This window comes from Arthrobacter sp. Rue61a (genome assembly GCF_000294695.2).
GTDB classification, from domain to species: domain Bacteria; phylum Actinomycetota; class Actinomycetes; order Actinomycetales; family Micrococcaceae; genus Arthrobacter; species Arthrobacter aurescens_A.
Genome location: NC_018531.1, coordinates 900,075 through 920,156, shown reverse-complemented (window position 1 = coordinate 920,156; position 20,082 = coordinate 900,075). Strand labels below are relative to the sequence as shown.

Here is a 20,082-nt window from a genome sequence, read left to right as displayed (position 1 = left end):
GTGCGCCAAACACAACCCCACACACCCGCACCCCGGCAGCGTTCCAAACAACACCACACCCACAAGGGGCACAGGTTGCCGTACTGGCACCAGGACACAACCGGTGAAGGCCATGCCAAACAAGTTTGATTCGTTGATATTCCACCCATGAGCACCCACCGCAGAACAGACGCCTGCGCAATGGGCAACACTGACAACCACCACCACACCCATGCAGGCGCAGCAACCAGTTGTTAGCAGCTCCTTAGAAAGGAGGTGATCCAGCCGCACCTTCCGGTACGGCTACCTTGTTACGACTTAGTCCCAATCGCCGGTCCCACCTTCGACGGCTCCCCCCACAAGGGTTAGGCCACCGGCTTCGGGTGTTACCAACTTTCGTGACTTGACGGGCGGTGTGTACAAGGCCCGGGAACGTATTCACCGCAGCGTTGCTGATCTGCGATTACTAGCGACTCCGACTTCATGGGGTCGAGTTGCAGACCCCAATCCGAACTGAGACCGGCTTTTTGGGATTAGCTCCACCTCACAGTATCGCAACCCTTTGTACCGGCCATTGTAGCATGCGTGAAGCCCAAGACATAAGGGGCATGATGATTTGACGTCGTCCCCACCTTCCTCCGAGTTGACCCCGGCAGTCTCCTATGAGTCCCCGCCATAACGCGCTGGCAACATAGAACGAGGGTTGCGCTCGTTGCGGGACTTAACCCAACATCTCACGACACGAGCTGACGACAACCATGCACCACCTGTAAACCGACCGCAAGCGGGGCACCTGTTTCCAGGTCTTTCCGGTTCATGTCAAGCCTTGGTAAGGTTCTTCGCGTTGCATCGAATTAATCCGCATGCTCCGCCGCTTGTGCGGGCCCCCGTCAATTCCTTTGAGTTTTAGCCTTGCGGCCGTACTCCCCAGGCGGGGCACTTAATGCGTTAGCTACGGCGCGGAAAACGTGGAATGTCCCCCACACCTAGTGCCCAACGTTTACGGCATGGACTACCAGGGTATCTAATCCTGTTCGCTCCCCATGCTTTCGCTCCTCAGCGTCAGTTACAGCCCAGAGACCTGCCTTCGCCATCGGTGTTCCTCCTGATATCTGCGCATTTCACCGCTACACCAGGAATTCCAGTCTCCCCTACTGCACTCTAGTCTGCCCGTACCCACTGCAGAACCGGAGTTGAGCCCCGGTCTTTCACAGCAGACGCGACAAACCGCCTACGAGCTCTTTACGCCCAATAATTCCGGATAACGCTTGCGCCCTACGTATTACCGCGGCTGCTGGCACGTAGTTAGCCGGCGCTTCTTCTGCAGGTACCGTCACTTTCGCTTCTTCCCTACTGAAAGAGGTTTACAACCCGAAGGCCGTCATCCCTCACGCGGCGTCGCTGCATCAGGCTTGCGCCCATTGTGCAATATTCCCCACTGCTGCCTCCCGTAGGAGTCTGGGCCGTGTCTCAGTCCCAGTGTGGCCGGTCACCCTCTCAGGCCGGCTACCCGTCGTCGCCTTGGTAGGCCATTACCCCACCAACAAGCTGATAGGCCGCGAGTCCATCCAAAACCACAAAAGCTTTCCACCACCATGACATGCGCCAGATGGTCGTATCCGGTATTAGACCCAGTTTCCCAGGCTTATCCCAGAGTCAAGGGCAGGTTACTCACGTGTTACTCACCCGTTCGCCACTAATCCCCCCAGCAAGCCAGGGATCATCGTTCGACTTGCATGTGTTAAGCACGCCGCCAGCGTTCATCCTGAGCCAGGATCAAACTCTCCGTTGAAGAAAAACAAATCAAACAGACACAACCACACCCACCGGAAATAACGGCGAACACGGCTGCACAAAATTCGAAACCAGCTGAAAACCAGACCACCACACACGGGGGTGCATGACAATCCGGCATAAATTCAACCAATTGATAAAACAATCGGTATCAACAAACTTGGCACACTATTGAGTTCTCAAACAACAGACACTAACCGGCACCACCAAAGCCCCCACACAGGGGCCCAGGATCGCTCCGGAGCAACTTTTCAAACTTACCGGCTGTCTCCCTCCGAGTCAAATCGGCAAGCGTGACTTGATTTTTCCTTGCGGTTTCTTGTCAGCTTGCGATCTCTACTCGTGGAGCAGCGCGGGTACTAACTATACCCCTACTTCCCCGGGATGGCAAAACCCTTCAGCGACACAGTCCATCTCCCGGGCAAAATCCCCGGGAACCAAGGGAAGAGGGCCCGGAAGCCAAGGCTCCGGACCCTCCTGTCCACAGTGGTTACTCAGCCGGCGCGAACCAGGAAGCGCCGAGCGGAGGGAGCGTGACGGTCAGCGCTGCAGGCTGGCCATCAGTCCCGGGAGTCGAAGCCTTCAACGATCCCGGGTTACCGACCCCCGAGCCGCCATATGTCTCCGAATCGGTGTTCAGGACTTCCGTCCACTCCCCTGCGGCGGGCACACCCAGGATGTAGTCCTTGTGGGGACCGCCCGAGAAGTTCACGGCGCAAACCAACGGCTTGCCATCGCCATCCCATCGGATGAAAGTCAGAACATTGTGGTCGGCATCTCCGCCATTGATCCACTGGAAACCGCCGGGCTCGTTGTCCCGCTGGTACAGGGCAGGCGTCGACGTGTATAGCTCGTTAAGATCCTTGACCAGGAGTTGCAGTCCGCGGTGCGCAGGAATCTCAGCAAGGAACCAGTCCAGTCCGTATTGCTCGGACCACTCTGCTTCCTGACCGAACTCCGTGCCCATGAAGATCAGCTGCTTGCCCGGATGCGCCCACTGATAAGCAAAGAACGCCCGCAGGTTTGCCAGCTGCTGCCAGCGGTCACCGGGCATCTTGCGCAGCATGGATCCCTTGCCGTGAACTACTTCGTCGTGGCTAATGGGCAGCAGGAAGTTCTCCGTGAAGGCGTAGACCAGGGAGAACGTGATGGTGCCGTGGTGCCATTTGCGGTTAATGGGGTCTTCGGAGATGTACTTGAGCGAGTCGTGCATCCAGCCCATGTTCCACTTGAGACCGAAGCCGAGTCCGCCGTGGTTGGTGGGCGCCGTGACACCGGGGAATGCCGTTGATTCCTCGGCGATGATGATGGCGCCGGGGTGGGACTTGTAGACGGTGGCATTGACTTCCTGCATGAAGGAGATGGCTTCAAGGTTCTCGCGGCCGCCGAACTTATTGGGCCTCCACTGTCCTTCCTCACGGGAGTAGTCCAGGTAGATCATGGAGGCCACGGCATCCACGCGCAGGCCATCGATGTGGAACTCCTCCAGCCAGTACAGCGCGTTGGCAACAAGGAAGTTGCGGACCTCGCTGCGTCCGAAGTCGAAGATCAGCGTTCCCCAGTCGGGGTGCTCACCCAGGGCGGGGTCCGAGTGCTCGTACAGAGGCTGGCCGTCGAACTGCGCCAGCGCCCAGGAATCCTTAGGGAAGTGTGCGGGGACCCAGTCGAGGAGTACGCCGATGCCCGCTTGGTGCAGTGAATCCACCAGGAACCGGAACTCGTCCGGGTGTCCGAACCGCGACGTCGGGGCGAAGTAGGACGTCACTTGGTAGCCCCACGATCCACCGAAGGGGTGCTCCGCGACCGGCATGAACTCAACATGGGAGAACCCAAGCCACTTCACGTAGTCCACAAGTTCCTTGGCGAGTTCCTTGTAGCCAAGGCCCAACCGCCAGGAGCCCAAATGGACTTCGTAAACGCTCATGGGCGAGTTGTGCGGGTCCCTCTGGGCACGGGCACTCATCCATTCCGCGTCCTTGAACCGGTAACTGGCGTCCACCACACGGGAGGCTGTGAGCGGCGGGACCTCGGTGCCGAAGGCCATCGGGTCGGCTTTCTCCACCCACTGACCCGCCTTGGTCAGGATCTCGTATTTGTAGCACGCCCCTGCTACAACCCCGGGAATGAAGAGTTCCCACACACCGGAGGAGCCCAAGGAACGCATCCCGTGCTGGCGGCCATCCCACCCGTTGAAGTCGCCCTTAACGCGAACAGCCTGAGCATTTGGAGCCCAAACAGCGAACGAGACCCCGTCCACCTCGCTCAAGGCCGAGCGATAGTGCTGGACGTGCGCGCCGAGGACATCCCAGAGGCGTTCGTGGCGTCCTTCGCCGATCAGGTGCAGGTCCACCTCACCCACGGTGGGCAGGTAGTGGTAGGGGTCATCGATGGTGACGGGTTCGGCGTCGTACACCACTTCCAAACGGTAGTCCGGCACATGGCCTGCCTGCAGCGGTTCCAGGACCGCTGCCCAGACCCCGTGGGCCTCATGGGTCATGTCAGTACGGCCGGCTTCCGTCACCACAACGACGGACTTCGCGAGGTGCTTCACGGTGCGGATGGTGACGTGGCCATGGTCGTCCAAGTGGGCACCAAGAACTGAGTGCGGCGCGTGGTAAGCGCCGGCCGCCACGCGTTCCAAGGTCTCGGAGTCCACGTGCAGGGGTACTCGGGGCCGTTCGGTGCGTGCAGAGCCAGTCATGTCATTACCTTCCGCTGTAGCTGCCGCATGCTTGCCGCGGCTTGTGTTGTCGAGGATTCGTCGGGATGCATTCACCGGAATTGACAGCCAGTCGGGCCGGTTCCGCAACTCGTAAACAACCTCGTATAAGGCCTTGTCCAGCCACAATGCCACAAAGAGCGGCGAGCGGCGGTCTATGGTTCCCGGGGTGACTTCGCTGTAACCCTCAAGGAACGCGGCGGCGCAATCATCCACCCAGGTCTCGGGCACGTTGGCGTGGGCGTTTTCGCGCGTAGCGGCACCCGCTGCATAGTCGAACGACCGCAGCATGCCTGTGACATCCCGCAGGGGAAGATCGGGGCTGTTACGTTCATCGATGGTCCGGAGCGGCTCGCCCTCGAAGTCGAGGATGGCCCACCGTCCCGGCTGCCCCTCAGCGCCGGGAACCAGAAGGATCTGTCCCAGGTGGAGGTCGCCGTGAACGCGTTGCAACTGGCCGACGTCCCGGGGATCCAGAGCCGACAACAGCTCATCGAGCTCGTGGTCGTAGGGCCCGACGGCGGCCGAGGCTTCGGCCCATGAGCCGCGGACACGCCGGGCCACAGTCGCGATGATGTCCGGGCCCTGTTCCTGGCCGTCGTGGGTTCCGAACGTCTCCGCGAGCCTCGCGTGAACCGTGGCAGTAGCAGCCCCGAGCCCGCGGGCCTCTGCCGTGAAATCCTTGCCGGCTGCGGCTGCCTCCACTGCCCGTCTCCAGGCATCGAGGCCTCCGAGAAGGAATTCGTGGGCGACGGTCAGCTCACCCGTGGCCGCTGCGGAACCGTTCGACGCCGGCCCGTCCCACGAGCCGGTTATCCAACCGAGCGTCGCGGGAACCTCGGTAGTCCCGGCCGCCGTCAGGGCGGCACCAAGTTCGACTTCGGGATTTTTACCTGCCGCAAGCACACGGAAAATTTTGACGATCGCTGCCGAATCGCCGTCGTCGATAATGACGGACGTGTTGGACTGCTCGCCGGACAGGACCTTGACCGAGGTGGGATTTTTTGGAAGCGCGACGCGGCCACGGGTGAGATGCCCCCGGGCGCCGGCCACGGTTCCTTCACTGCGCATGAGTTCCAGCCACGCCGTCACAAAATCCGCATCGTAGACGGCGTCGTATACCAGCCGCAGGCCAAGGTCAGGATCCGTGAACTCGCCCAACAACGCACTGGGAGCATCCGTGAGCGGCTGGCTCCGGTAACTCAACGGAACCTGGACGACGTCGGTCCGCGAACCGCCGTCGGCAGTTCGGTGGGTTACCGCCAGCAGCACAACTTCCAATCCGGCCTCCGCGCCGGTACCCGGGAGGCTGAATCTGCCCACCTGCTCGAGCGCGAAGTCGGGGCTCTTGACGGGGAACCAGCGCTTGCCTGGCAGCCAGTTCCGGAGAAGTCCTTCAATGGAGGGGTTCAAGTTTGCCTTGCTCATCTCATCCTTTGGAGGTCACCACGGGAATCGCCTGGGTAAAAGGCGACGAGGGGTTGGAAAATGCCGAGCGGACCCGCAGCCAATAGAAGCTGTGGCTGCCCAGCATCACGGTCAAGTGACCGTTGTCGCCGACCGCCGGGAAAGGCTGGCCGCCGAAAATATCGCGCAGGCCACGGCCTGCAAACTCAGGTACGTCCAGCGTGGCTGCCACGGGGTGCTGTGAGAGGTTGAAGACGCACAGAATGGTTTCTGCGTCCTCCCCTTCCGGGTTGCCCGTCGGCAGTTCCCGGACGTAGGCCAGCACCACCTCATGGTCCGCCTCGATGTGCCGGAAGCCGCCCAGGCCAAACACCGGATGGTTCTTCCGGACGCTGAGGATCTGGCGGGTCCAGCGCAGCAGCGAACCTGAGTGCGCGGCCTGGGCCTCAACGTTGGCCATGCTGTAGTTGTAAACCAGCGACTGTATGACCGGAAGGTAAAGCTTGCCCGGATCGGCCCCGGAGAAGCCCGCGTTACGATCGGGGTTCCACTGCATAGGGGTACGGACGGCGTCGCGGTCATCGAGCCAGATGTTGTCTCCCATGCCGATCTCATCCCCGTAGTACAGGAATGGACTGCCCGGCAGGGAAAGCAGCAAGGCGTTGATGAGCTCGATCTCGGAGCGGGAGTTATCCAGCAGCGGCGCCAAACGTCGTCGGATACCAATGTTGGCCCGCATCCGGGGATCCGGGGCGTACCAGCCGAGCATGGCGGCACGCTCTTCCGCGGGCACCATCTCCAGCGTCAGTTCGTCGTGGTTCCTCAGGAAGGTCCCCCACTGCGCCCCCTTGGGGATCTCCGGGGTGTTCCGCAACGTCTCGATAATGGGGGCGGCCTTCTGGTCCCGCAAGGCGTAGTACAGCCGCGGCATGATGGGGAAGTGGAAGGCCATGTGGCATTCGGGGGCTTCCTCGGTGCCAAAGTACTCCACCACCTCATGCGGAGGTTGGTTTGCCTCGGCAATGATCACCCTGCCCGGATAGTTGGAGTCCACCATCCGGCGAAGGTCCTGAAGGAAGGTGTGTGTGGCCGGCAGGTTCTCGCAGTTGGTGCCGTCCTCTTCGAACAGGTAAGGGATGGCATCGGCGCGGAAGCCATCTATCCCTTGGTCCAGCCAGAAGCGGACTACGTCATAGAGCGCCTCGATGACGGCGGGATTCTCGAAGTTCAAGTCTGGCTGGTGACTGAAAAAGCGGTGCCAGAAGAACTGGCGGCGGATGGGATCGAACGTCCAGTTGGATTCCTCGGTATCAACGAAGATAATGCGCGCGTCCTGGTACTTCTCATCCGTATCGCTCCACACATAGAAATCGCCGTAGGGACCCGTTGGATCCTTGCGCGACTCCTGGAACCAAGGATGTTGGTCCGAGGTGTGGTTCAACGGCAGATCGATGATCACCCGGACGCCACGGGCGTGGGCCTCGGCAACCAGTCGCTTGAAATCGCTGATGGTGCCGAACTCGTCCAGCACGGACGTGTAGTCCGCGATGTCGTAACCGCCATCGCGCAACGGGGAATGGAAGAACGGGGGCAACCACAAGCAGTCGACACCCAGCCACTGGAGGTAGTCCAGTTTCTCGATCAGGCCGTGGAAGTCGCCGGAACCATCCCCGTTGGCATCCGCAAAGGCCCGCACCAGTACCTCATAGAAGACTGCCTTGCGGTACCAGTGCGGATCGTGCTGGAGACCTGGGGCGTTCAACTCGAAGGTGTTCTTCGGAGTGAAGTACTGGCTGGGGTTCTGCGGAGAAAAACTCACTAAGGCTGCCTCCGGATGCTCAGTATGTGTGCCGGTTCAACGTGGGCGTCCAGCCTGACGTAGTTGTGCTCGCCCCACTCCCAGCTCTGGCCACTGATCAAATCGTCCACCCGGAAGCGGCCGTCCTCGTTGAAGTCAGAGGGGTCCAGTTGCAGGGCCCCCAAGTCCAGGGACACCGTGCTTTCGCGGGTGCTGTGGGGATCCAGATTGACCACAATGATCAAGGTGTCCTTGGTGCCGTCCGGGAGCGTTTTGTGCTTGGAGTAGACGATCGTGGCGTCATCGGTGCTGCTGTGCAGCGTCAGGTTCTGCAGATCGCCCAGGGCCAGGTGGTTCTTCCGGATGGTGTTGAGCCTGGTGATGTACGGCGCCAGGGTCCGCCCCGACTCAGCCGCGCCCTCCCAGTCCCGCGCCTTGTACTCGTACTTCTCGTTATCGATGTACTCCTCGGCTCCCGGACGGGCCACGTGCTCGTACAACTCATAACCGGCGTAGACGCCCCACAGCGGGCTGGCCGTTGCGGCCAACGCGGCCCGGATGCGGAACGCTGCCGGGCCGCCGTACTGCAGGTACTCAGTGAGGATGTCCGGGGTGTTCACGAAGAAGTTCGGACGGAAGAACGCGGCGGTCTCATGGCTGACCTCGTGGAAGTACTGCTCCAGCTCAGTCTTGGTGTTCCGCCAGGTGAAGTAGGTGTAGGACTGCTGGAATCCTGCGCGGCCCAAAGCATGCATCATTGGCGGGCGTGTGAAGGCCTCCGCCAGGAAGACAACCTCGGGGTTCTTCTTGTTGATCTTGCCGATCAGCCATTCCCAAAACCACACAGGCTTGGTGTGGGGATTGTCCACGCGGAAGACCTTGACGCCGTGGCTGATCCACAGTTGCACGATCCGCAGGATTTCCTTGGAAAGGCCGGCCGGGTCATTGTCGAAGTTCAGGGGATAAATATCCTGGTACTTCTTCGGCGGGTTTTCTGCGTACGCGATGGAACCGTCCACGCGTGTGGTGAACCATTCAGGGTTGGACGTCACCCAAGGGTGGTCCGGAGCTGCTTGCAACGCCAGGTCCAGGGCAACTTCGAGTCCCAGCTCGTTAGCGCGCGCCACGAACGCATCAAAGTCCTCAAACGTACCCAGTTCCGGATGGATGGCGTCATGTCCACCGTCCTTGGAACCGATGGCCCACGGCGAACCTGGATCCTGCGGCCCCGGCGTCAGCGTGTTGTTGCGCCCCTTGCGGTGCTGGTAACCGATCGGGTGGATGGGCGGCAGGTAAATGATGTCGAAGCCCATGTCCGCCACGGCGTCGAGCCTCCTGGCTGCCGTGCGGAAGTTGCCGGAGGTCCACACGCCGGTGGAGTGATCCAACACGGCACCCTCTGAACGGGGGAAGAACTCGTACCAAGAACCGCGGCCTGCGAGGTCGCGTTCCACCTGCAGCGGGAAACGTTCCGAAACGGTCACCAACTCACGGATCGGAACGCGTCCGACGGCGGCCAGCACCTCGGGGCTGAAACCGGCACCAAGGCGCTCCTCGGCAGTCTTGGTGGTGTCGGCCAGCACGACGGAAGCGGCACGCAAGGTGCGCTTCTCCACTGCGCTGCGCCCGGCGTCGTCGTCAGCGGCTTCCGCGAGGAGGGCAGCGCCTTCGGCGAGCATCAGCTCGACGTCAATGCCGGCCCCTACCTTGACCTCGGCGTTGTGATGCCAAGTGCCGTACCGGTCATGCCAGGCCTCAATGACGAAGGACCAGGCACCGGTGCCGGTGGGCGTGATCAGGCCCTCCCAGCGATCCAGGCCCTTCCATTGCTCGCCCTGGGCCGGGGTCAGGCGTACTCGCTGACGCTCCTTGCCCCGGGGATCGAGCAGCACAGCGGAGACGCCCAGCTGGTCATGGCCTTCACGGAAGACCGTGGCGCCGACAACCAGGTCCTCGCCTGGCAAAGCCTTCGCCGGGAAACGGCCACCCTCAACCACCGGCTGCACGGCCGTGATGGGGAACCGGCCGAAGCGAAGTCCCTCGGTGATGTCCGTAGTCGTCTTGGATTTCAGAGCGGTGATGGTTCGCGCGGTTTTCGTCACAACCACGACGTTAGCGACAAAAATCACAGAATGCTAAGCACACGACCTATCTCCTTGACGCAAGATGACTTTTACCTAAAAGAAACCCAATCCAGTTCCGGCTGCCATGCGAGTCCGTTAGTGTGGCGCTCGTGAAGGCTATTCGAAGGTTTACAGTCCGTACCGTCCTCCCCGAGCCCATCAGGCCCCTGGCCCGTCTGGCAACCAATTTGCGCTGGTCCTGGCACCGGCCCACACGGGAACTTTTTGCGAGCCTTAACCCGGCTCTCTGGGAGGAATCGCAGCACGACCCCATAGCCCTGCTGGGGTCGATCAGCCGCGAGCAGTTACAGGATCTGGCCAATGACGGCGAGCTGGTGAACCGGGTCCAGGGCGCCGCAGCAGACCTGGACCGATACCTGAGCGAACCGCGCTGGTATCAAGGCCTCGGCGAAGACGCTCCGGCCTGCATCGCGTACTTCTCGCCCGAATTCGGTATCACCGAAGTACTCCCGCAGTACTCCGGCGGCCTCGGCATCCTGGCCGGTGACCACCTCAAGGCTGCCTCCGACCTCGGCGTGCCGTTGATCGGCGTCGGGCTTCTGTACCAGGCCGGATACTTCAAGCAGTCGCTCTCCCGCGACGCCTGGCAGCAGGAAACCTACCCCGTACTGGATCCGGACGGCCTGCCGCTCACGCTGCTCCGCCACCCTGCCAAGGATGGCGCCCAGGGCAAGCCGGTCCACATTTCCCTTCCGCTGCCCAACGGCCGCGAGCTCCACGCACACGTGTGGCGTGCCGACGTCGGACGCGTTCCGCTGCTGCTGCTGGACTCGAACGTCCCCTCCAACGACGAAGCCGCGCGCGGCATCACCGACCGCCTGTACGGAGGCGGCGGCGACCACCGGCTCCAGCAGGAACTTCTCCTGGGCATGGGCGGCGTCAAGGCGCTGCGCGTCTACCAGGAACTCACCGGTACACCCGCGCCGGAAGTGTTCCACACCAACGAAGGCCACGCAGGGTTCCTGGGGATCGAACGCATCCAGGAAGCCATGTCCGACGCCCATGAGCCCCTCAGCTGGGACGAGGCCCTCGCCGCCGGCCGCGCGTCCACCGTCTTCACCACGCACACGCCCGTCCCCGCCGGCATCGACCGCTTCGAGACCGTGCAGATCAAGCACTTCTTCGAAGCCGGGCTGGCACCTGCTGTGCCCACCGAGCGCATCCTGGAACTCGGCCGCGAAAACTTCGACGGCGGCAACCCCTCCGTGTTCAACATGGCGGTGATGGGCCTGCGCCTGGCGCAACGTGCCAACGGTGTGGCCAAGCTGCACGGCGTGGTGTCCCGCGAAATGTTCGCCGGACTCTGGCCAGGGTTCGACCATTCCGAAATCCCCATCACCTCCGTCACCAACGGCGTCCACGTGCCCACCTGGGTGGACCCCCGCATTTCGTCCCTGGCCCGGAACCAGTTCGGCGCGGAGGCCGAAGCACTCGGACGCTGGGACCTGGCCTACAACGTCAGCGACGAAGACGTCTGGGCCCTCCGGCGGGAACTCCGCGCCCAACTCATTGACGACGTCCGACGCCGGCTCCGGGCCTCGTGGAAGAAACGCGGCGCCGCCGACGCCGAACTCGGGTGGACCGACTCCGTCCTGGACCCTGACGTCCTCACCATCGGATTCGCACGCCGCGTGCCCACCTACAAGCGCCTCACGCTCATGCTGCGCGACCCTGCACGTTTGAAGGCCCTGCTGCTTGACCCCAAACACCCCATCCAGCTGGTCATCGCAGGCAAGTCCCACCCCGCAGACGATGCCGGCAAGAAAATGATCCAGGACCTGGTCAAGTTCACGGACGACCCCCAAGTCCGGCACAGGATCGTGTTCCTGCCCAACTACGACATCGCCATGGCACGGACACTGTTCCCCGGCTGCGACGTCTGGCTCAACAACCCGCTCCGCCCGCTGGAAGCCTGCGGCACCTCCGGCATGAAGGCCGCCATCAACGGCTCGCTCAACCTCTCCGTCCTGGACGGCTGGTGGGACGAAATGTACGACGGCGAAAACGGCTGGGCAATCCCCACAGCCAACAACAACGCATCCTCCGAGGAACGCGACGACATTGAGGCCTCAGCACTCTACGAGCTGCTGGAGACCCAGGTAGCCCCGCGCTTCTACGGCACCACCGTTGCCCAGGGCGCCGGAGCAGCAGGACCGTCCGAATCCAGCCGTGAAACCGTACCCACACACTGGGTGTCCATGATCAAGCACACGCTTGCCAACCTGGGCCCTGCCGTTTCGGCAGAACGCATGCTCCACGACTACGTCAACAACCTCTACTGCCCGGCCGCTGTGTCCGGACGCCGCGCTGTTGCCGAGTCGTTCAAGGAAGCCAAGGAACTCGCGGCTTGGACCTCCAAGGTTCGCAGTGCGTGGCCCGAGGTTGTAGTGGAACACGTAGACTCCGTTGGCGTCTCCGAAGAACCCCAAGTGGGCGACACGCTCCAAGTCAACGCCTACGTGGCCCTCAACAACCTCACCCCGGACGACGTCTCCGTGGAGGTAGCCTTCGGCCGCGCCGAGGAATCCGACGAGCTCGAAGACATCGTGGTGGCCGAACTGGATTCCCTGGAGGACCTCGGCGGCGGACGCCACCTGTTCAGCGGCTCACTGGTGATCAACCGGTCCGGCTCCTTCGGCTACACCGTCCGGGTGTTCCCGAAGCACAGCGCACTGGCATCAAAAGCTGAACTGGGGTTGATCGCGAACGCCTAAGCCTGGCTTCGCCCGCTGGGCGACCGTAACCCTCTGCGCGCTGCTCCTTCGTCGCTTTGACGCGCGCTGCCGGGTCACGGTGGCCCATTGGGGCGCCGTTAGGTGTGGCCGGTTCGCGATTTAGTTTTGGAAGACGGCAATGACTGCGAGGTCGCGGCCGGCGTAGCGCTCTGCGTCTTGGAGGATCTCGCAGACCACGCCGAAGGAACGGTCCGTGCGGTAGGCCGCGGGGACCTGCCAGATCATGGTGACCGGGCTGCCGTCGTCCTCTGAGAGGGCATCGGCGTAGTCATGCAGGGAATCGTTGAGGGCGTCGAGGTTCACGCCATAGTACTCAGGGAAATCGAGGACCTGGCCGAAGACCTCAAGGACCCCTTGCTTGGTGCTTGCGGGTGGGACCAGAAGCGTTCGCCGGCCCGCGTCGGAGATCTGCTCCTGGAGTTCTTCGAGCGTCCAGGTGTCTGCGGAATAGATCTTCATGGGCTCCTACTTGTCTTCGACAATGAATTTGAACGACTCGTAATGGTCCGGGCTGTAGTACTTTGCCGAGTCCTTGCCCACGATGACTCGTCGCGCGCCGCGGTCCGACTCCCCCGGTGTGGGCACGGTGTACTCCTTGTAGAAACCACCGGACTTCTTAGGCAGCAATCCCTCGAAGTTGCCGAAGTTCACACCGTCGCGGTCGTACGGGTACGGGCCGCCTTGGGCAATCAGCGCAAGGGTCTGGCGCGCTTCCTTGGGTAACTGTGAGGCGTTGATGGCGGGGAGCGAAGAGGGGTTGGCGACGGCGGGAGTGGCACCTGCGGTGGCTGCCGCCGTTGGTGACGTCGATGTGGAGCCAGGTTCCGGCGTCGTGGTTTGCGCGGTCAGTGAGCCTCCACCCACCATGGCAACCACCAGCACGACGACGGCGATCACCAGACCCGCGAATGCCACCAGTTTGCTGCGGCTGCGGTTCATGCTGAGAGACTCCTGTTAGTTGGCGCTTCTAGGCAGCGACTATGTGCGGTAGATGTTGATGGTGTTGGCTTGCAGGATATCCCGCTCGCCCGACGCCACCAACGCGCCCTTCCTTCGCTCATGCAGCACCGAGGTGGTGAAGCGAAGTTCAAACATGCGCTTTCCGATGCCTGACTCGCTCAAGATCTCCGGCAGGACCATTTTTACGTCTTGGTTGCTGCCGTTCACTGAGATCAACCCGCGGATCTCACTGTCCTCGTGACCCATCAGGAGCTGGACGGAGCGGACACTGGGATCGTTCCAGCGCGCCGGAGTCATCCGCTTTCCCTTGTCGTCAAACCATTGCAGGCTGGAATCGTTCGCGTTGCCGGGGAAACTTTCAGGCTGGTGCCTCAAGAACCAACGGCGCAGCCTGACCAGTTCACGCGTGGTCCTGAACATGGCGTTGGCTTCCTGGGTCCGGCTCCAGTCAAGCCAGGCCGTGGGATTGTCCTGGCAGTAGGCGTTGTTGTTGCCTTGTTGGGTGCGCCCGATCTCGTCGCCGGCAGTGATCATGGGAACGCCGAAAGACAGGAGCAAGGTGGCCATCAGGTTGCGGACCGACAGGGCGCGGGCGGCGACGATTGCCTCGTTTTCGCTCCTGCCCTCCACGCCGTGGTTGTAGCTCCGGTTGTCTCCGTGGCCGTCGCGGTTCTGCTCCCCGTTGGCCTCGTTGTGTTTGCGGTCGTAGCTGACCAGGTCCTTGAGGGTGAAACCGTCGTGGGCGGTGATGAAGTTGACGCTGGCCAGGCGGGTGCGGCCCGATGATGCGAAGAGATTGGCAGAGCCCGCCATCAGCTCAGCCAACGACGCCACCGAGCCGCCTTGGCCTCCAGACTCCATGGCAGCCCTGTCCGAGAGCCAGAAGCTGCGGACGCCGTCGCGGAAGTGGTCATTCCAGTCCGACCATCCGTGCGGGAACCGCCCCGTCTGCCACCCTCCATAGCCAACATCCCAAGGCTCGGCGATCAGCTTGACCGCTGAGAGTACGGGGTCCTCGGCAATCGCCTGCAGGAAAGGGTGCTGGGGATCGAAGGTGTTACTGGCATCCCGGCACAGCGTCACCGCGAGGTCGAAGCGGAACCCGTCCACATGGAAATCGTTCACCCAGTAACGCAAGGAATCCAGGGCGAGATCAACCACTACGGGATCACTGAAATCCAAGGTGTTGCCGCAGCCGGTGGTGTCCAAGTAGCGTCCATGGGCATCGTGCCGGTAGTAACGCTTCTCCGCCAAACCGCGGAAGCTCAGTGGGGGTCCGTCCGGCCCCGCTTCTGCCGTGTGGTTATACACGACGTCGAGAATGACTTCGATCCCCGCCGCATGGAGCAGTTTGATCATGCCCTTGAGCTCATCCTGCACCGCGTGGGGCCCGGCATTGCGAGCCGCCTCCGTGGCGTAGTCAGCGTGGGGAGCAAAGAAGGCGGCCGTGTTGTAGCCCCAGTAATTGGTCATGCCCAAGTCCTGGAGGTGGGACTCATCCAAGTGGAAATGAATGGGCAGAAGCTGGACGGCCGTGATGCCCAGTTCAGTGAGGTGCTGGATCATCACAGGATGCGCCATGCCCGCGTAGGTCCCGCGGAGGTGCTCAGGGATGTCCGGGTGCAGCATGGTTTGGCCACGAACGTGTGCCTCATAGATCACCGAGGTGCGCATGGGCGTTCGTGGCGGGCGGTCGTCGCCCCAATCAAAGCCTGTATCCACGTGGACGCTTGTGAGGAACTCGCCCCGCTGGTCCACGGCGCGGCCGTAAGGATCGAGCAGCAGTGGCTGGCCGCCGTCGTCGTCCAGGTCCACAGCCGGGATGGACAGCGGAAGCCCGCCCTCACCGGGGGCCTCACGGAAGCCATAGCGGGTGCCCGGCGGCATGCCGTTGACGAGGCTGAAGTGGACGCCGTTCTCAACGTTGGACAGAATGTGGGACTGCCACGGTTCGCCGGGTGCTTGGAACACCACCTCCACGCGGTCCAGATCCGGTGCGAAGACGGCCACGTTCACCGAATCGTTGGGTGCGGTTTGGGCGTCGAAAACTCCGGGCTGGGGCGCGCTCAGTCCGAGGGGCCTGGGCTGCGACGCATCCAGGGCAGCTGCTGTGTCAAAAATCGGCATAACCATTGCTTGCAAGTTTAGTTCCACGCAAAGTATGTACCGCGCGGGCCCGCCATGTGACGACGTTCAGCATCTCGATTTCATTACTTGCCCTAATATGGCGGGATTTGAACAGCCGCTCACGTGCTGGAACGCTCCCTCGGGGCGTGCTCGTTTGAGGTCTCAGGCCCCGATTGTGTCGCGACCCGCCGCCTCCGGGCCACCCGCTTGGCATACTGGGACGGAGACAACTGGAGGTTTTATCGTGCGAGTAGCACTTGCCCAAGTCATCACCGGCCGGGATCTGGCCGACAACCTGCGGCTCCTGGAGGAGAACGCCCGCCGGGCCAAGGACGGCGGCGCCGAATTGGTGGTTTTCCCCGAGGCGATGATGCGCGCGTTCGGAAATTCGCTGCTGGACATCGCTGAGCCCTTGGACGGGCCGTGGGCCAGCCGGGTGCGATCCCTCGCCGAGGAACTTCAGCTGGTGATCGTGGCCGGCATGTTCACCCCGGGCAGCCCCTCCGAGTCCGGATCCCCGCGGGTGCGGAACACGCTTCTGGCCACGGGACCTGGCGTGGAAACGAGCTACGACAAAATCCACCTCTTTGATGCGTTTGGTTTCGCGGAATCGGACACCGTTGAGGCGGGTACGGATCCGGTAACGTTCGACGCCGGTGGCCTCACCTTTGCTTTGGCTACCTGCTACGACATCCGTTTCCCCGCCTTGTTCACGGCCAATGCCCAGCGCGGAGCCGTGGTGAATATCGTGTCCGCGTCCTGGGGTTCCGGGCCGGGCAAGGCCGATCAGTGGCAGCTCCTGGCCCGCGCCCGCGCCGTGGACACCACCACGTTCGTGCTCGCCTGCGGCCAAGGCGATCCTGCCACCCAAGGTGTAGAGGCCAAAGGTGCCGCACCCACGGGCGTGGGGTACTCCGCCGTCGTATCCCCGTTCGGACAGGTACTGGAAGCCCTCGAAGGCGAGCCGGGCCTCATTTTCTACGACCTCGATCCTGCTGTGGTGGAAGACGCCCGCCAAAAACTCCCGGTCCTTGCCAACCGCCGCGACTTCTAACGCTCTCTCACATCCCCAGCCCTTCCAGCCATCCCTCTCTCACATCCCCAGCCCTCCCAGCCATCCCTCTCTCACATCCCCAGCCCTCCCAGCCATCCCTCTCTCACATCCCCAGCCCTCCCTCTCTCACATCCCCAGCCCTCCCAGCCATCCCTCTCTCACATCCCCAGCCCTCCCAGCCATCCCTCTCTCACATCCCCAGCCCTCCAGCCATCCCTCTCTCACATCCCCAGCCCTCCCAGCCATCCCTCTCGGTGAGGCGATCGCGGTCGCGGAAAGCGCCCTGGGAAACTGGCTCTCGCGGGCCCGGAAGCGTTCTTCTGGCGGTCCGGCGCTGGCCCCGGTGCCCGTTCGTGGGCCCTTGGCATGGGAGTAGCATCAGTAGGCGCTGGCCGAGAGCGTGCGGCTGAAAAGCCGAGGTCGAGTTCCTGGGAAAGTAGAGGACTTCCAAGAGCGACGTGAGAGAGCGACCCGCCCAAACCCGAGGGACGTGAGAGAGCGTCCGGCCCAAACCCGAGGGACGTGAGAGAACGTCCGGCCCAAACCCGAGGGACGTGAGAGAGCGTCCGGCCCAAACCCGAGGGACATGAGAGAGCGACCCGCCCAAACCCGAGGGACATGAGAGAGCGACCCGCCCAAACCCGAGGGATGTGAGAGAGCGTCGGGACACCGTGCTGGGCATGCGAAAAGGCGCCGCAAGGGCCATCCGGAAGCGTGCGTCTAAGCGAAGAACGAGCGAGCACGCGGAGGATGGCGCTTGCGGCGCCTTCATGAGGACTGCTTGGCGCTTGCGGCGCCTTGGCAAGGGTTACTTAACGGCCCGCTGCCTCGACACTTCGTACAGCGAGATTCCAACGGCCATGGAGGCATTGAGCGACTCCATGGCGGAGTCGATGGGGATCGAGACGATCTGGTCGCAGTTTTCGCGGACGAGCCTGCTCAGGCCCTTGCCTTCGGAACCGACCACGATGCAGACGGGCTCGGTTGCAACAGTAAGGTCAGGCAGTGAGACATCGCCGTCGCCGTCCAGGCCAAGAACGTAGATGCCCATGTTCTTGAACTGTTTGAGTGCGTTGTTGAGGTTCGCGGCACGTGCTACCGGGACGCGGACAGCAGCACCGGCACTGGTCTTCCATGCGGACGCCGTGACGCCGACGGAGCGACGCTCGGGGACGATGACGCCGTGGCCGCTGAACGCGGAGACGGAGCGGATGATCGCGCCGAGGTTGCGGGGGTCGGTGATGCCGTCCAGTGCAACGAAGATGGGGGCGTTGGAGATGTGCCCCTTCTTCCACTTGGCGAGGGTTTCCTCGGCGAGGTCGTAAGCGTCCTCGTATTCGTACGGCGGGATTTGCAGTACGAGACCCTGGTGAACGGCGTCCTCGGTCATGCGGTCCAGCTCAACCTTGCCCGTTTCGAGCAGCGGGATACCGCGCTCGGCAGCGAGTTTGAGGGATTCTTTGACGCGGTCGTCCATCTCGATGCGGATGGCGACGTGCAAAGCCTTGGCCGGGATCCCGGCGCGGAGAGCCTCGACCACCGAGTTACGGCCCGTCACCAGCTCTTCAGTTGCACGGCCCTTGGGACCCGAGCGGGCGCCGGCGCCACCGGGACGGGTGCCCGATCCGCGCTTGGCAGCGGAGCGCTCAGCCAGCTGCTTGTTCTTGTATGCCTTGTGGTAGGTGCGTTCCTCCGCCTTGGGCGTGGGACCCTTGCCCTCCAGGGCCTTGCGGCCGTGGCCACCGGTTCCGGTGGTGGGGCCCTTCTTCTGCTTGACCGACCGGCGACCATTATTGGCCATGAGATTCCATCCTTGATTTTGTGAGTAAGTCTGGAATCAAGTCTACTGACCCGATGCAATTCGGCCGTCGCGCCGGTTTGTCAGTCGCGCTTGAGGCTCCAGGTGGCGCCGTCCGCACCATCTTCGACGACGACGCCGGCGGCGGCGAGTGTGTCGCGGATTGCGTCGGACGCGGCCCAGTCCTTGTTGGCCCGGGCGGCGGCTCGGGCTTCGAGTTGAGCTTCGATCAGCACTTCCAAGGCGGCGTGCTCGCGTCCTTGGACAGCTTCTGGACGCTTGACTGAATCCAGGCCGAGCACCTCGGTCATGGAAAGAACACTGTAGAGGGCCGCTTTGGCGCCTTCAAGGTCACCGGAAGCCAGGGCGGTGTTGCCGGCCCGCACAGTTTCGTGCAGCACACCCAGGGCTTGGGGAACGTTGAGGTCGTCGTCCATGGCTGCGATGAAAGCCGCGGGCATGTTGGCCTGCGGGGAAACGTCTGGCGCGCCCGTGCCTACCTTGGAAGATGCCTTGTGGATGAAGCCGTCAATGCGCTCGACGGCGGCGGCGGCCTCCTGCAGCGAGGTGGGCCGGTAGTCGAGGATGGAGCGGTAATGTGCCTGGCCGAGGTAGTAGCGAACCACGCGGGGTGAGGCGAGTTCGAGCATCTCGGCCGGGCTCACCGTATTGCCGATGGATTTGGACATCTTTTCACCCTCGTAGGTGACCATGCCGTTGTGCATCCAGAAGTTGGCGAACTCGTCGCCGGCGGCCTGGGATTGGGCCATCTCGTTCTCGTGGTGCGGGAAGCGAAGGTCCAGTCCCCCACCGTGGATATCGAACCGTGGGCCCAGGTACTTGGTGACCATGGCGGAGCACTCGAGGTGCCATCCGGGACGACCGGCGCCCCATGGGGACTCCCACTTGGCAGTGACGGGCTCACCGTCTTTGAAGCCCTTCCACAACGCGAAGTCGCGCGGATCGCGCTTGCCGCGAGGGTCGGCGTCGGGCGCGCCCTGCATGTCGTCAATATTCTGCCGCGTCAGCGAGCCGTATTTGCTCCAAGAGCGGACGTCGAAGTAGACGTCGCCGGAATCGTCAAGTGCGGGGTAGGCATGGCCGCGGTCGATGAGCCGCTGGATGAGCGTATGCATTTCCGGGATGTGGCCAGTGGCACGGGGCTCGTACGTGGGCCGTTGGACGCCCAGGGACTCGTAGGCATTCTCGAATTCCTGCTCGTAGCGGTACGCCAGGGCCCACCACTCTTCGGCTTGGCGCGCTGACGGTTCCGCGTCCCAGTCCGGCCCGAAGGATTGGGCGGACTTGGCCAGTATCTTGTCGTCGATGTCCGTGACGTTGCGCACCACGGTAACCCGGAGGCCGCGGAATTCGAGCCAGCGGGTCAGTTGGTCGAAGGCGATGGCCGACCTGACGTGGCCCACATGCGGCATTCCTTGGACAGTGGCCCCGCAGTAGTACACGCTGGCCTTGCCGTCTTCGAGGGGAACGAAGTCGCGGACTTCGGCGGAGGCGGTGTCATAGAAGCGCAGGGTCACCGCTCCAGATTAGCCGATGACGCGGCGTG

Annotated in this window: 10 protein-coding genes and 1 rRNA gene; 2 read left to right on the top strand and 9 right to left on the bottom strand. The window is 62.7% G+C overall.

All coding sequences use genetic code 11. From position 1 onward, the window contains the following. Nucleotides 1-248: 248 nt before the first annotated feature. The 4 genes from ARUE_RS04365 to ARUE_RS04350 form a co-directional block, all read right to left on the bottom strand. Nucleotides 249-1,771 (bottom strand): 16S ribosomal RNA (locus tag ARUE_RS04365). Between the two features lie 492 nt (nucleotides 1,772-2,263). Continuing rightward, complete coding sequence (locus tag ARUE_RS04360) at nucleotides 2,264-5,920, bottom strand: 1,4-alpha-glucan branching enzyme (RefSeq protein WP_014920847.1); 3,657 nt, start codon at nucleotides 5,918-5,920, stop codon at nucleotides 2,264-2,266. A gap of 1 nt (nucleotide 5,921) precedes the next feature. Next, on the bottom strand, nucleotides 5,922-7,718 hold the full coding sequence (gene treS, locus ARUE_RS04355) for a maltose alpha-D-glucosyltransferase (protein WP_011773650.1): 1,797 nt from the start codon (nucleotides 7,716-7,718) through the stop codon (nucleotides 5,922-5,924). Next, nucleotides 7,718-9,805, bottom strand: a complete 2,088-nt coding sequence (locus tag ARUE_RS04350) for an alpha-1,4-glucan--maltose-1-phosphate maltosyltransferase (protein WP_187329948.1) — start codon at nucleotides 9,803-9,805, stop codon at nucleotides 7,718-7,720. The genes treS and ARUE_RS04350 overlap by 1 nt, the downstream gene beginning before the upstream one ends. A gap of 125 nt (nucleotides 9,806-9,930) precedes the next feature. Between ARUE_RS04350 and glgP the strand changes: the two genes are divergently transcribed. Beyond that, the gene (gene glgP / locus ARUE_RS04345; protein WP_187329920.1) at nucleotides 9,931-12,555 is read left to right on the top strand and encodes an alpha-glucan family phosphorylase; all 2,625 of its coding nucleotides are present in this window, start codon (nucleotides 9,931-9,933) and stop codon (nucleotides 12,553-12,555) included. Nucleotides 12,556-12,675: 120 nt separating this feature from the next. On the opposite strand, the gene ARUE_RS04340 is transcribed toward glgP, so the two are convergent. Genes ARUE_RS04340 through glgX form a run of 3 tightly spaced genes read right to left on the bottom strand, consistent with a single transcriptional unit; the run spans nucleotide 12,676 to nucleotide 15,669 of the window. Then, nucleotides 12,676-13,035: a barstar family protein gene (locus ARUE_RS04340; protein ID WP_011773647.1), complete on the bottom strand. Its 360-nt coding sequence runs from the start codon at nucleotides 13,033-13,035 to the stop codon at nucleotides 12,676-12,678. Between the two features lie 6 nt (nucleotides 13,036-13,041). Next, nucleotides 13,042-13,515, bottom strand: a complete 474-nt coding sequence (locus tag ARUE_RS04335) for a guanyl-specific ribonuclease (protein WP_014920844.1) — start codon at nucleotides 13,513-13,515, stop codon at nucleotides 13,042-13,044. 39 nt (nucleotides 13,516-13,554) lie between these two features. Then, nucleotides 13,555-15,669 (bottom strand): glycogen debranching protein GlgX, encoded by a 2,115-nt coding sequence (glgX, locus tag ARUE_RS04330; protein WP_014920843.1) that lies wholly within the window; start codon nucleotides 15,667-15,669, stop codon nucleotides 13,555-13,557. 238 nt (nucleotides 15,670-15,907) lie between these two features. On the opposite strand from glgX, the gene ARUE_RS04325 reads away from it, so the two are divergent. After that, the gene (locus ARUE_RS04325) at nucleotides 15,908-16,717 is read left to right on the top strand and encodes a carbon-nitrogen hydrolase family protein (RefSeq protein WP_011773644.1); all 810 of its coding nucleotides are present in this window, start codon (nucleotides 15,908-15,910) and stop codon (nucleotides 16,715-16,717) included. Between the two features lie 808 nt (nucleotides 16,718-17,525). Here ARUE_RS04325 and rlmB read toward each other — a convergent pair. Beyond that, on the bottom strand, nucleotides 17,526-18,518 hold the full coding sequence (rlmB, locus tag ARUE_RS04320; protein WP_011773643.1) for a 23S rRNA (guanosine(2251)-2'-O)-methyltransferase RlmB: 993 nt from the start codon (nucleotides 18,516-18,518) through the stop codon (nucleotides 17,526-17,528). A gap of 80 nt (nucleotides 18,519-18,598) precedes the next feature. Then, complete coding sequence (cysS, locus tag ARUE_RS04315; RefSeq protein ID WP_014920842.1) at nucleotides 18,599-20,053, bottom strand: cysteine--tRNA ligase; 1,455 nt, start codon at nucleotides 20,051-20,053, stop codon at nucleotides 18,599-18,601. Nucleotides 20,054-20,082: the final 29 nt, after the last annotated feature.

Bases quoted from the DNA above. Each gene is read 5' to 3' on its own strand.
- ARUE_RS04360 (WP_014920847.1), bottom strand. From the start codon at position 5,920: ATGAGCAAGGCAAACTTGAACCCCTCCATTGAAGGACTTCTCCGGAAC.
- ARUE_RS04340 (WP_011773647.1), bottom strand. From the start codon at position 13,035: ATGAAGATCTATTCCGCAGACACCTGGACGCTCGAAGAACTCCAGGAG.
- ARUE_RS04335 (WP_014920844.1), bottom strand. From the start codon at position 13,515: ATGAACCGCAGCCGCAGCAAACTGGTGGCATTCGCGGGTCTGGTGATC.
- glgX (WP_014920843.1), bottom strand. From the start codon at position 15,669: ATGGTTATGCCGATTTTTGACACAGCAGCTGCCCTGGATGCGTCGCAG.
- rlmB (WP_011773643.1), bottom strand. From the start codon at position 18,518: ATGGCCAATAATGGTCGCCGGTCGGTCAAGCAGAAGAAGGGCCCCACC.